The sequence below is a fragment of the Noviherbaspirillum malthae genome (assembly GCF_015352985.1).
GTDB classification, from domain to species: domain Bacteria; phylum Pseudomonadota; class Gammaproteobacteria; order Burkholderiales; family Burkholderiaceae_D; genus Noviherbaspirillum; species Noviherbaspirillum malthae.
Window position 1 is genome coordinate 1 of the sequence record NZ_JACYXF010000111.1, and the last position, 13726, is coordinate 13726.

Consider the following 13726-nt stretch of genomic DNA (forward strand, 5'->3'; position numbering starts at 1 on the left):
GCCCATGGTGGGGGTTCTTTCGTTGGTTGGTTTTGATCTCGACAATCAAAATTCTCCAACAAAATCTCCACCGCCTTCCTCCCCACCTTCAGAGCTCAGCCCGTACACCACTTTGGACTATAGCTCCCAGGCGCTCGCTGTACCGTATTGAAACGTATTGCGACCCACGGTCGCTGTGATGGATCAGGCCATCCTGCGGCCGCCGGGCGTACAACGCCTGTTCCAGCGCATCAAGCACGAAGTCTGTCTGCATTGAACTGCTGACGCGCCAGCCAACGATCCGACGAGCAAACACGTCGATCACGAAGGCCACGTACACGAAGCCTTGCCAGGTCGACACGTATGTGAAGTCGGACACCCACAGTTTGTTGGGCCGATCTGCCCGGAACTGCCGGTGGACACGATCCAGTGGACAAGGCACCGTCCTGTCACCGACTGTTGTACGAACCGGTTTGCCGCGTACGGCGCCGCGCAAGCCCAGACGGCGCATAAGCCGCTCGACCGTACAGCGAGCCACCGTAATGCCTTCACGTCTGAGCTGACGCCAGACCTTGTCTGCCCCATAGACCCGCAGGTTGGCATGCCATACTCGCTCAATGTGGGGAACCAGCATCTCGTCACGGCAGTCGCGTGCGCTTCGCAATGCCGGATTACGAGTCCGCGCTGCATGACGCCAATAGGCCGACGGGGCAACCTGCAGTAACCGGCAGATCGACTCGACCCCGAATGCCTCCCGGTACTGGTCAATGAAGGCATTCACGACTTGAAGGGGCGGTCGAGCTCCGCCTGGGCGAAAAACGCGCTGGCCAACTTCAGGATCTCATTGGCCTTGCGCAGCTCGCGTACTTCCCGCTCCAACTCCTTGACCCGATCCTGTTCGGTCGTCGTGGTACCCGGACGCTGGCCGTGATCCCGCTCATGCTGACGAACCCAGCGCCGCAGAGTCTCGGCAGTACAGCCGATCTTGCCGGCAATGGACTGGATGGCTGCCCATTGCGATGAATGTTCTTCTTTGCTCTTGAAAACCATCCGCACTGCGCGCTCGATGACTTCCGGGGAATACTTGATTGCTTGCTTCTTCATAGGCTCCATTATCTCAAACGTTGGAGCCTCTTCGATTTCCGGGGCGGTTCAGGATGATTTACTTGATAGATGATGTGCCTTTGTTTTGTCCTCAGTGCGCAGATGAACCGCTCGATACAAAATCCCGTTACGCGTTTTACTCCGGCGCACTTCAGGGGTGTCAGTGCGGCACGGGATTTCAGTACGTCCCCCTCCCCTTAGATTATCCAGATTGTAGATTCAGTTTCTAAACTCCGACGACCTGAGTAGAACTTGTCGTCGGCGTCGACTGTAAACAAGAGCGAAGCGGCGCGATCATTGTTATTGGAGTGCAGATGTTGACGCTGACATTTGGCTAAATTGCCATAATGTCGAAAGATTTTTCTTTTGGCAGCAATGTAGCCTATTGGGGTCTCAGGTTACGCTCCCAGCACAGAAATCTAAATGCGGCTGCTACTTGTTTGATTCCAACCATTGGTGTTTAGCTGACTAAGTCCGGGGGTACCCCCAAGCAGACCTGACGTGACCGGTCGATTCCAGTCCAGGTTGAGAGAGAATTCAACCTAGGAAAGGAACCAAAAGATGCCTCGCAAGAGTTTTACCCCCGAACAAATCATCGCCAAGCTGCGCCTGATTGAAGTCGCTACGAGCAGCGGCAAGACCACTCCACTGGCCTGCAAGGACGCTGGCATTTCCGAACAGAGTTATTACCGCTGGCGTAAGCAATATGGTGGCTTACAACACGACCAGGCCAAACGATTCAAGGAGCTCGAACGCGAGAACGCCCGCCTGAAGAAATTGGTAGCCGACTTGTCACTGGAAAAAGCCATGCTCAAGGAAGTCGCTTCGGGAAACTGGTGAGCCCCGAGCGACGCCGTCGTGCCGTGTGCATGCTGCAGCAACGCTTTGTCGTCTCAGAGCGCCATGCCTGCCGTGTAGTGAGGCAGCCGCGTGCAGTACAGCGCTATGTGCCCACAGTGCGCGCTGATGAGGATGAACTCACCCAGGCCATTGTTGCTCTGGCGGCCGAGTACGGCCGTTACGGTTACCGACGCATTACCGCCTTACTGCAATCGGGCGGCTGGCAGGTCGGACGTGACCGCGTACAGCGCATCTGGCGTCGCGAGGGGCTCAAAGTACCGAAGAAGCAGCGACCGAGGGGGCGGTTGTGGTTCAACGATGGCTCTTGCGTTCGTCTGCGCCCACAACACCGCCATCATGTCTGGAGCTATGACTTCGTGCATCACACCACTGAAGATGGCTGCAGCTTGCGGCTGATGACTCTCGTCGACGAGTTCTCGCGCCAGTGTCTGGCCATTCAGGTCGGACGTCGTCTCAACGGCATGGATGTCATCGAAACGCTGGCCGACGCCATGCTGGAACATGGCATTCCGATGCATATACGGTCGGACAATGGCCCAGAAATGACATCAAGAATGGTACGCGACTGGCTAGAAAAAGTAGGGGCAAAGACGCTGTTCAATGAACCAGGCAGTCCCTGGGAGAATGGCTATTGCGAGTCGTTCAATGGCAAGCTGCGGGATGAACTACTCAACGGCGAGCTGTTTTACAGCCTCAAGGAAGCCCAGGTCGTGATTGAACAATGGCGTCGCCACTACAACACGCAGCGTCCACACTCGTCACTGGGATATCGGCCGCCCGCACCTGCTGCTTACTCATTGGAGCCCGTCATGTCTGCTCAACCTGAAAACATGCAGTAGACTCTAACTCTCTCACAAAAGCTGGACTGGAATATCGGTCACGTCATACTCGTGACCAGGCTAGGTGGGAAGTTACCGAATACATCGATCTGTTCTACAATCGGCAACGCAAGCAGGAGCGTTTGGGCTATCTATCACCGGTAGCATTCACGCAGCAGTTCTATCTCCGTGAATTAGCCCCCTAAAGTACCGGACACAGTCTCTCACTTACAATAACGGGTAGGCATATGACTGTGTTTATGACTAATACTAAGCAAGAAGTGATGGAAGTGTTGACTGGGCCTGAGCGCCGCAGACGCTGGTCGGTCGAAGAGAAACTGGCCATGGTCAGAGAAAGCCTCGAGCCAGGCAAAACGGTATCGATGGTGGCGCGCCAGCATGGCGTCAATCCCAACCAGCTGTTTCACTGGCGTAAGCTGTACCAGGATGGCAGCTTGTCTGCAGTCAGCGCTGGCGAGGAAGTCGTACCGGCGTCAGAGCTCAGTGAAGCGCTCAAGCAAATCAAGGAACTGCAGCGCATGTTGGGCAAGAAAACGATGGAGAACGAGATTCTCCGCGAGGCGGTGGAGGTGATGAAGTCGCGAAAATGGATAGCGCGCTCGCCCTCATTGCCAGGGGACGACCTGTGAAGCAGGTATGCGAAGTCCTCGGCGTAGCGCGCTCGAATGTGGCAGCAAAACGGGCCAGACAAGCTGACTGGCAGGATGGCCGTCAGGCTCGCAGGATGGACGATGGTGGCCTGGTGGAAGAAATACGGCAGACGATTGCCGACTTGCCCAGCTATGGCTATCGACGGGTCTGGGGCCTCTTGCGACGTGAACGAGAGCGTCAGAATGCGGCTCCAGTCAATGCCAAACGGGTCTATCGTGTCATGCGCGTCCATGGCTTGCTCCTGCAGCGGCGGACCATGCCGGCCCGACCTGAACGCCGGCATGATGGCAAGGTCGCTGTCCCCAAGAGCAACCAGCGGTGGTGTTCTGATGGCTTTGAGTTCCGGTGCGAGAATGGCGAACCGCTGCGGGTAACGTTTGCATTGGACTGCTGCGACCGTGAAGCCATGAGTTGGGTAGCAACGACCGGCGGCCATAGCGGCGACGTAGTGCGCGATGTGATGCTGGCTGCGGTGGAAAACCGCTTCGGCGATGCGCTCGAGCCACCGTCGGAAATCGAATGGCTCAGCGATAACGGTTCGGGCTACATTGCAGAGAAAACTCGGGAGTTTGCGCTACAGATAGGCTTGAAGCCGGTGACGACACCGGTCAGTAGCCCACAGAGCAATGGCATGGCTGAGAGCTTCGTCAAGACCATGAAGCGTGACTATATTGCCTTCATGCCGAAGCCGGATGCGGCAACGGCGGTACGCAATCTAGCCATTGCGTTTGAACATTACAATGAGCGGCATCCTCATAGTGCACTGAACTATCGTTCACCACGAGAATTCCGCCGCAATACTCATTCATCAACCATAGTGTGAAGCGGTGTCCGGTAGTACGGGGTCAAATCCACTCCGACATAGGAGTGCTGCTTAACCCGTTGGCATGCACTGTTTCCGACCGACCTCAGAATACCCTGTGGTGGTCATCCCGGTATCGACCAGCATTTCATGATGCTCAAGCGGAACCTGATCTACACGGGCATTACACGTGGTAAGCGCCTTGTGGTCTTGGTCGGGCAAAAGCGTGCCTTGGCCATGGTGGTCAAAGGCAGACAGACGCAGCGAACGTGGTCGAAACTGGCGGAATGGCTGAGCGCAGAACGATCCTGAAGCGTCTGATCGGGTTTGCAATAACGGCTATCATGACAGCTCCAATCTGACGCATGCTTGCCGCCTTATCGAGAGTCCGACTGCATCGGCTATCCAGCAGGCCGCATCGACTTTGCTGTAAAGCAGAAAACCAATACCTATTCAATGATTCCTTATAAATGGCAATTCTCCCCGCGTTTTAGGCGTCACGCTTTTGGCTGGAAGTCGCAGCCCGCCATCCTGCGCATCAAGGAAGCGGTCTCCGAGATCAGACAAGTTGCCAGGAAAGAGGCTGTACTAGCGGCTGAAGGGGCAGTGCTGTTCATCGAAAAACTGTCACCGGCAATCGAGCACGTCGACAGCTCATCTGGTGCCATTGGCACGGCTGTCAATCGTGCGATTGAATCCCTAGTGTCCATTATCGCTAATGCGCAAGTAGAGCATGAGACGCGCCAGAAATGGCTTGAACGGCTGTGGCATGCCGTCGAGGATGACGAGATCCCGTATCTGGAATTACTTGGCGACTGTTGGGGAGAGCTATGCGCCACACCGGATATTGCTTCCCGTTGGGCCGATGAATTCATTCCCATGGTTGAGCGCGGGTGGGATCCTCAAGCCACTGAATTCCGGTACTTCAAGGGAACGAGCGCTTGCCTAAGCGCGCTGTATGCGGCAGGTCGGCATCAGCAACTGCTGGCATTGCTGGACAAAGCGCGTTTTCAATGGTGGCCAAACAGGCGATGGGGCGTGAAGTCCCTGGTCGCCATGGGCAAACATGCCGAGGCCATTCGTTATGCGGAAGAGTCCAACGGATTGAATGCACCTGTGCAGGACATTGCCCTCACATGTGAGGCCATCCTGCTGGTATCCGGTTTTGCAGAGGAAGCGTACAGACGATATGCGTTGGATGCGAATCAAGGTACGACTCACCTGGCGACGTTTCGGGCTATTGCAAAAAAATATCCAGGCATGCCAGCTGACACGGTTCTACGGGACCTGGTCGCACGTCATCCGGGTCAGCAAGGCAAGTGGTTTGCGGCAGCGAAGGACGCAGGCTTGTTCGATCTGGCAATCGAACTGGTCAGCCAAAGTCCTGCCGACCCGCGCACTCTGGCGCGTGCCGCTCGGGATTACGCGACTGAGCAGTCTGACTTTGCAATGGCAGCTGGCATGGCGGCGCTGCGCCATATTGCGCAAGGGCATGGCTATGAGATTACCGGAACAGATGTCCTCGACGCATACTCAGCGCTTATGAAGGCTTCTGCGGCAGCTGGAAGGCAAGATGCAAGTACGCATCAAGAAATCCGGGAGTTTTTATCCGATTACCCAACAAACAATCTTGTCTACAAGATTCTCTCTCCTTATTTGCATTCCTAATCGGCTAAACGGTATCACAGGAACCATGGGGGACAGATAGCTTATGCCGTCACAGGACTTGCATTTATACTTCTATGCGGTACATTCACCGTTTCTATCGTAGTGGTGTGTCGCCATGGCTTCGTCTTCTTCGGGCAATCTTCGTATCATTGAGCGAAAGGCAACGTCTTTGCTGTCCAATGCCCAGAAAACCTTTAACAGGCTCAGCAAAAAGATTGCCAAACAGCGTGAGCAACTAGGCGCCTGGAACAAGACCATCCCGCTCTATCAGGAAAAGTACGTACGCGAATTTGATCCGCTCCTGCAAAGCTTTGACGAGTACCGCGTCCAGCTCGTACACATCTTCGATCGGCTCTATAGCGACAAGATCTTCAGCAAGACCGACAGAAGCAAGCTGCAACACCTCATTTGTGCAATGGTTGTCGATCTGCTCGATTCCGGCGATCATGTGGAATTGAAGGAGATCTACAACCGGCACAGTGGCTCGGATTACGACGCGGAAGAAGAGCAAGACAATCAAGAGATCAAGTCCATGATGGAAAGCATGTTGGGCGTCGAACTGGGAGACGACATTGACATGCGCACTCCCGATGACTTCATTGAGCAGGTCAGCAGGCAGCTGCACGAAAAACTGCATCAAGATGCGCAGGATCAGGAACATCAAGCCCCTTCACATAGCAGCCGAAAGAAATCGGCCAAAGCCATGGCGAAGGAAGCGCGGTTGCAAGCCGAAGCGCAACAGGTCAGCCAGTCCATACGGGAAGTGTTTCGAAAACTGGCCAGCACCCTGCATCCGGACAAAGAGCACGACCCAAAGGAACGAGCACGTAAGACCGAGCTGATGCAAAGGGTAAATAGCGCATACAGCAACAATGATTTGCTTGCACTATTGGAACTGCAACTGGAAATCGAGCAGATCGACCAGGCTGCAATCAACGCCATCTCGGAAGACCGATTGAAGCACTACAACAAAGTGCTTAAGGAGCAATCTGCAGAACTGCAGCAGGAACTCGAGATGGTGGAAATGTCCTTTCGGGCGCACTTCGATTTTCCGCCGTATGGAGCGTTGTCGCCAACCATGGCGTTCACCATGCTCGAAAGAGATATCGCGACGATTCGGCAAGATATTGCGGGCTTGAAGGAAGACGTGGAATTGCTTCAGGACGCGAAGAATCTGAAGAAATGGCTCAAAGCTTACAAGATCGTTCGAAGGCCAGCGTTTGAACTGGATCCATTTTTTGAGATGCCGTAAGTGCCCAAATGTGAACGACAGTATTCAGATTGTGCATCCTTGGCATCGGCAGTTTCCGGCTGCTTTGAGACAGTTCGGCCACACTGCTGTCCTGTGCGTGTTCCAGTAGATGCAGGTAGGCGTCCGCCGCCTTCAATCTGGCATGCGTGGCGCATATCCCGCCGATCCGGTATGTCGACACCAATATGTCACTTCGCGCCAGCAGGTCCAGCGCCTTCGCATGCTGCCTTTCATGCACGAGGCAAACGCTCCAGGCGGCTAGCACGTATACTAAGAGCCAGTAGTCGGGTATGCCTTCCAGGATGACACACGCCTGCTCGAAGGCCAGTGCCCCGGCGCCGAAATCTCTGCAGTAAAGGTGGCAACTGCCAGTGAAATTCATTGCCCATGCCTTTTCGTGGTCATCCTGCGCCTCCATGGCAGCCTGCGCATCTTCCGCTAATCGCTGCATCCAGGCCGGATCCCCTTTCGACAGCAGCACGGACCTGCGCGTCCACATCGCCGTCGCCCGGTACCGCAGATGGCCGGCGGCATGGAAGTGCTCCATCGACTTGGTATAACTTTCTGCCGCCCCTGACCAATTGCCAAAACAGTATTCGCGCATGCCCTTGGCCAGGTAGGTCATGCCCGATGCCATGTCGTCGTTCAAATCGGCTGCCAGGCGGACCGCCTTCTTGTGCAACGAAGCGGCCATGCGGTAGTATCCGACCGAGTCATAGGCGGCGGCAAGTGCCGCGGTCGCAATCACGTATTCCCGGCGCAGAGGTTGCGATTCGGTGAATTCCAGCAGCGTTAGCACGCCCAGCAAAAAGCGCGCAGGCGTGCGGTAAAAATCGATGGTCCCGATGACCTCGAGCGCCCGGCAAACGAGAGAATGGACGTCGGTGTCGACAGTTGGTTCCGCAACAGCTAAGCGCTTTGCCGCAATGCGCAAGATGCGTCGCTTTCCGCGGGCCACATACTTCAATGCAATGGCCTTATTGATGTCGCTTTCTTTTACCGGAAAGGTAATGCCCAACGTCGGCAGAGCCGCTAGCACGTGTTTCAGGCCGGCTTCATGTCGCCCCAGGCGGAACAATGCCTCGCCAATGCGGATGTCGAGCTCCGCGCGCTCGAGCGGTACCAGCGAATTCGCAGAGGCGGCAGCGACGGCCAGGGCTTTCTGGTAATGATCCAGTGCTTCGGCATCGGCTGCAATGCGCGCGGCCTGGTCTCCGGCCTTGAATAGATATTGCTGCGCTTTTTCCCACTCCTGCGCCTCGGCGTAATGATGCGCCAGCACCGAATAAAACTCTTCGAGCCGGTCGGCAAACAGACATTCGATGCACTCCCCGACTTGCCGATGCAGACGCTGGCGCTGGTCCGTCAGCAGGCTGCCATAGGTGGCTTGCTGAATCAGCGGGTGCCGGAACATCAATTCTAGTTCGGGCGTACTGTGCCTGGCTTGCACCAGTGCGGCCGCTTTCAGTTTGCCAATGTCGACATCCAACTCGTCCTGCTCATGAGCAATGGCCGCGAGTACCCGATACAGGAAGATGCGCCCGACGACTGACGCTGCCTTGAGCAGCTGCTTGGCGGTATCTTCGAGCCGGTCCACCCGCGCCAGGATCACCCCCTCTACCGTGTCGGGCAACGGCAGCGCAAGAAGCTGGCCGGTGCCATGCCAAGCGCCCGTTTGGGAATCTCGCACAATCGCATGGGTGGACATCAGCATGCGCACCAGCTCTCCTAAGTAGAACGGATTGCCCGCTACGCGTTGCAACAGTTTTTCTTCCAGATCCGGCGGCAAATGTCCGCCATCGAGTAATCGGTCCATGAGCTCGCGGGACGCGGCAGGTGGCAACGGCATCAAGTCAATCGACCGATGCCGGTGTACCAGCTGCGCTTCCGATGCGAGCGCTTGTCTAACCGCCATTGCCGCGCCTTGGCTCTCTGGCCGGTTGGCAAGCAGAAACAGGATCGGCACCTTGGCCGTTAATCCCAGCAAATGCTTCAGCAGGTCGGCCGACGACTCATCCGCCCAATGCCAGTCCTCCAATACCAACACCAATGGCTGACGCCGCGCCAACTGCTCGAACAAGCGCCGGCTGGTGCGAAAGATCTGGTGGCCCATCGCGGTCCCGTCGAGCGCCCTGATGCGCTAAGCTTGGGCTCCGCTCACTGGCAACGACAGCAACGTAGCGACAAAGGGAAACACATCAGCGGTGTCAGCACCGAACAGACATTGCAGGCCGCTTTGCAACCGTTGCAGGCTTTGCGCCTCATTGATGTTATCGTTCAGCTCGAAGCAGTCGCGCAGCAACTGCCTGATCGGCCAGTAACTGAGCTTCTTGCCGAATGACACGCTGCTGCCTTCGGCCCATCTTACCGGCAGGCGGTGTGCTAGGTCGCGTGCAGCCTCCACCAGTCGGCTCTTGCCTAAGCCTGCCTCGCCGCTTATCGTCAAGATGCTTCCTCGCCCAGCTGCCAGTTGCTGCAGTGCCTGTTTGATGAAGTTTACTTCAACGTCCCGCCCGACCAGCACATCAGTGGCTTCGGCCATCGGCATGTCTCGGAGCCTGGCTCCTGGGCGCATTGCTTTGCCTACTTGATATAGCGCAATAGGTTTACTCTTGCCCTTGAGCAAACGCGTCCCCACGAATTGCAATTCGACATGCCGCGCCACGTGGCGCCGCACTTCTTCGGCGATCAGTATGGTGCCGGGCACGGCTACTCCCTGCAGACGGGCCGCCACATTGGTGGTGTCGCCGATGGCGGTATAGTCCATGCGCAGGTTGTCGCCAATTTTGCCCACCACCACGGTGCCAGTGTTGATTCCCATCCGGATCTGCAACCCGGCCGGTTCCCCCACGAACCCGGCACTGTGTGCAGTGATCTCATCGCGAATGGCAATTGCCGCCAGCACAGCTCTTCTGGCATGGTCTTCGAGGGTAAGGGGCGCACCGAACAGGGCCATCAAGCCGTCGCCGAGGAACTGGTTGACCGTGCCGTCATAGCGATGCACCTGGGCCAGCACGAGCTCAAAGAAAGTATTGAGCACCGCATGCATGCGCTCGGCGCCGAGGCGTTCGGCCAGCGGCGTAGAGTTGGCGATATCGCAAAACAGCACCGTGACTTGCTTGCGTTCGCCCTCGACAGCACTGCGTGCGGTCAGGATGCGCTCGACCAAGTGTGGCGGCGTGTAATTGCCCGGGTCGGTCAGGCGCGACAGACCCGGCGGTGCCGCGGCATCAAGCCGGACGCCGCACGCGCTGCAAAACGCTTGCTCCGCGCTGCATTCGTGGCTGCAATTGTGACATTGCATATTATTCTCGAGGCAACCCAAAAACGGGAGACCGCGCCATGAAGAACGTGGTCGATGTCTGAAATTCCAGTCGCTCGCAGCATGCGCGCAGGGTCGACTGCCTCGCCATCGTTGAGGTTATACCTGCTGCCGCGGCCGAAGCCAGCTTGGTCATCCAGGTTCTATCGTGCTGCGTCCTTAGCGACTTGTCCAGTACCCGCAGGGGTTTTTGGTCACTGGCCGCAGGCAGGCACACGTGGGCGGCACAATCTCGATGTGTAGTGCACAAGAAGTAACGCGTCCTGTCGGGCCGTTGGACGCCCCGACCCCAAGAATCATCCCTCGAATTCCTGATGATCCGTTTTTTTATCGCGACGGCCTAGATAAATTAGATCTGACTGACGACGAGCGCAAGAGCGCCTAGCACTGCGGACAAAATCGCGAGCCAATCGGCCAACCGAGCGCGCGCCTTTTCCATATCCGATTGGTGGAGGCTAAGGTGAGCGAGTACAGCGATAAAGTGTCAGATGCGCTGGTGGCCGCCGCCGATGTGTCGCCTGTTGATGCCCGCCGTGCGAAATGGTACTTGCTGACCTGCGCGAGCATGTGGCGCAAGCGGTGGCATCACGTCTTTCCGATCTTGCTCTTGGCTATCTTCAAGGCAAACTGATCGGTTTCGCGCTGTCGGATGAAATTACCAAAGACGAGTTCCACGTCTTCCACGACGATCCGGAGCGCGTCGGCCTGTCGTCACAGATGCCGGGATGGGATCGCAACCAGTAACAAAAAGGGATGCTCTGAGATATGACGAAGCGTAACGTTTCCGACGCGATGATTGCGGCGTTAGCTGATGTGTCGCCTGACGCTGATTTATACGAATGACGCGACGCTCTAGGCGATGCCTGATTCAGCGTGTTATGGACGCCAGAGTTTGCATGTTGTGCTGGTGCCGTATCAGATGGCGATTGCGGCTGAGTACGTAGAAGGGAAAATTTCGCTTGTGGAATTCCGCGCGTCGATTGCGTCAGGGCCGACGTTCATGCAGTCGGATGGACCGCTCCCGTTGCCTCCAATCATTTGCCGTCGGGGGACCATATCATTGACTGACGATAATCACTGACAGTGCTCCGAGCATGCATGCAGATTGATTTACTTGGATGCAATACAGCGAATTGACGCCGCGCTGTTGGCTGCGGCCATCCCCTGCAACAGCCGCCGGTAATGGCCGTAAAGCAAGTTGAAATGAATTTACGTTGGATGAATGCGTATGCCGCCCTGCACTATCCCTAATGTAGATCTCTACTTATTTACGCCGTAACACCGTAGAAATTTACACCCTAGATAGGGGAGAAAATCCTCAAAAAGCCTTGGTCTCAACTTGCCTTCGATAATTGAGATTACCGCTGCCTTTTGTTCGGCGTCAGAATCCATCGAGATGGTGCCATTGCAAGTGGATTCCATGCTTTATATTCCGACAAGTCAGCTTGAAAAAACATGGCACTGGTCATGAGCGGAATTCGCCCATGACGAACCATCGCTACCATCCTGCTATCGTCTCCAATAACTCCAGCCATGAAACACGTCGATATTGATGTGCAACTCCAACTTCTTAGGCGCATGGACCACCCTTGGTTGGCGAAAGTACTGATCGCCGTGCTACTTCTTTCCGTGTTCGCGTTGTCTTATAAAGCGATGACTGAAGGCAAATATGGCCTGCTTTTTGTACCTGTCATTCTCATGTTGTTTATATGGGCGCTCGCGGAAAGTCTGCCACATATTCACCGAGCGGTTTTGGGAATTGATTCAAACGACCGGCAACGTGGCCACGCTAAAATATGGATGGCCCATTCTACGGACGACGTGTCTTACTATGTTGACGTCACAATTGCCGGACAGGAAATATGGTCATTCCAGTTTCGCCCCGTTGGGTGGATACCGGTACCAGGCATCATTGAAGTTGAGTGCTGCTTCATACACGGAACGCCATGGCCGGTACTTATCCTCACTTCACATGGCGTTCTACATCCTTGCGCCAAGCCATTGCCGATGGAGGGTGATGAAGCCGCTTTGCGCACCAAATGATGGGTACCTCTTAATTACCAGCGTGACTCGGCAATTGTGCTCGAGAATTTTCCAGACAGCCATTGATACCTCGCAGATTGGCCTGCTACTGAAGTTGTCTCCTCCAACTCCGCTTAGACCGCTGGCCCATCACGATTTTTCTCGTCATCGGCCTTTTTCCATTCTAGAAGGCTGGATCTGATCTGGACGGGTTTGCCAAGTCGCCCGACGAGCCTTTGCAGCAGCGAACTGACCTCTCGCCAGTAACTTCTCATTTTTGAGACGACAGCAATAGTCGCGTTAAAACAGAAACAAAGAGGAAGGCGGATTCAAGTCTGAAGTGCAACGGCTTATTAATGGGATTGTAGCTGGCTCATAAAGACCTGATGTGGTGTTTTGAATCCGAGACACTTCCTTGGACGGTGGTTCAGGCTATACGTTGCCAGGGCAATGTCACTGGCCGTAATACTGTCAAAGGCCATTTTCTTTGGAAAAAACTGGCGAATCAACTCGTTCATGTTTTCATTGGCACCACGCTCCCATGAACAATACGGGTGTGCAAAGAAGAACTGCGCGTCCAAGTCCTTCGCAATACGGGCATGATGAGAGAACTCTTTCCCGTTGTCGGAAGTCACGGTATGGACGCAGTCAGCAAACGGCGTCAGCAGGGAAATCATGGTGTCTGACACCGCCTGTGCGGTTTTGCGTTCAACCTTGCCAATCAAGCTATAGCGGGACTTGCGCTCGTTGAGCGTGACCAGCGCTTGCTGTTGTCCGGCACCGATGACCAGGTCGACTTCCCAGTCGCCAAAGCGGCCAAGCCGATCAACAATGTCCGGACGCTGCTCAATCGAAACCTGATCCACCACGGCGCCGCGCCGTTCGCGCTGGCCATACCGCTTCTTCCGTTGTTTCTGGCAGCGCAAGCTCTTGTGCAAGGTGCCGCCGGCACGCTTGTCCCTATAGATGTGCTGATAGATGCGTTCATGACTGACGCTGGGCATGCCATTGACCTTCAGATAGCCGCAGATCTGCTCCGGGCTCCATAGCTGCTCCAGCTTGATGTCGACAAAGGCCCAGGTGTGCTCGCTGATGCGCTTGACCGTGCCTCGATTTCACGTACAGCAGGAAATTTGATAATTTCTTGTTTGTACGGAGGATGCGATGGAAGAGAAGTCAGTACCGAAACGACAGTACACAGAAGAGTTCAAGACCGAAGCGGCACG

General features: G+C 55.7%; 7 protein-coding genes, 4 pseudogenes and 1 other annotated feature. Of the genes and pseudogenes, 8 read left to right on the plus strand and 3 right to left on the minus strand.

What is annotated here, in order from left to right; genetic code table 11:
- Positions 1-127: 127 nt before the first annotated feature.
- Positions 128-1083 (minus strand): annotated as a pseudogene (locus IGW03_RS35770) (IS3 family transposase); the annotation flags it as partial.
- Positions 686-802, minus strand: a sequence feature (AL1L pseudoknot). Its footprint overlaps the pseudogene before it by 117 nt.
- Before the next feature lie 561 nt (positions 1084-1644).
- On the opposite strand from IGW03_RS35770, the gene IGW03_RS35775 reads away from it, so the two are divergent.
- The 6 genes and pseudogenes from IGW03_RS35775 (at position 1645) to IGW03_RS35800 (ending at position 7156) form a co-directional block, all read left to right on the plus strand.
- A protein-coding gene (locus IGW03_RS35775) for an IS3 family transposase (protein ID WP_194727161.1) occupies positions 1645-2783 on the plus strand; the annotation gives its coding sequence in 2 pieces (ribosomal slippage) (positions 1645-1909 and positions 1909-2783; 1140 coding nt in all).
- 17 nt (positions 2784-2800) lie between these two features.
- Positions 2801-2968, plus strand: a pseudogene (locus IGW03_RS35780) (IS3 family transposase); the annotation flags it as partial.
- Between the two features lie 78 nt (positions 2969-3046).
- Positions 3047-4257, plus strand: a protein-coding gene (locus IGW03_RS35785) for an IS3 family transposase (RefSeq protein ID WP_194727162.1) whose coding sequence is annotated in 2 segments (ribosomal slippage) — positions 3047-3365 and positions 3365-4257 — 1212 coding nt in all. Because the reading frame shifts where the segments join, the coding sequence is not laid out codon by codon here.
- Between the two features lie 132 nt (positions 4258-4389).
- Positions 4390-4548, plus strand: a complete 159-nt coding sequence (locus tag IGW03_RS35790) for a hypothetical protein (RefSeq protein ID WP_228536303.1) — start codon at positions 4390-4392, stop codon at positions 4546-4548.
- Between the two features lie 144 nt (positions 4549-4692).
- On the plus strand, positions 4693-5904 hold the full coding sequence (locus IGW03_RS35795; protein WP_194727169.1) for a hypothetical protein: 1212 nt from the start codon (positions 4693-4695) through the stop codon (positions 5902-5904).
- Positions 5905-6019: 115 nt separating this feature from the next.
- Positions 6020-7156: a J domain-containing protein gene (locus IGW03_RS35800; protein WP_194727163.1), complete on the plus strand. Its 1137-nt coding sequence runs from the start codon at positions 6020-6022 to the stop codon at positions 7154-7156.
- Here IGW03_RS35800 and IGW03_RS39380 read toward each other — a convergent pair.
- A pseudogene (locus IGW03_RS39380) lies at positions 7092-10460 on the minus strand (ATP-binding protein). The gene IGW03_RS35800 and the pseudogene IGW03_RS39380 sit on opposite strands and share 65 nt — an antisense overlap.
- A 558-nt stretch (positions 10461-11018) precedes the next feature.
- Between IGW03_RS39380 and IGW03_RS35815 the strand changes: the two are divergent.
- Together IGW03_RS35815 and IGW03_RS35820 are read left to right on the plus strand one after the other, a co-directional pair.
- Entirely contained in the window at positions 11019-11222 is a 204-nt protein-coding gene (locus IGW03_RS35815; RefSeq protein ID WP_194727166.1) for a hypothetical protein, read from the plus strand.
- 789 nt (positions 11223-12011) lie between these two features.
- The gene (locus IGW03_RS35820) at positions 12012-12521 is read left to right on the plus strand and encodes a hypothetical protein (RefSeq protein ID WP_194727167.1); all 510 of its coding nucleotides are present in this window, start codon (positions 12012-12014) and stop codon (positions 12519-12521) included.
- A gap of 332 nt (positions 12522-12853) precedes the next feature.
- Here IGW03_RS35820 and IGW03_RS35825 read toward each other — a convergent pair.
- A pseudogene (locus tag IGW03_RS35825) lies at positions 12854-13600 on the minus strand (IS30 family transposase); the annotation flags it as partial.
- Between the last annotated feature and the right edge of the window lie 126 nt (positions 13601-13726).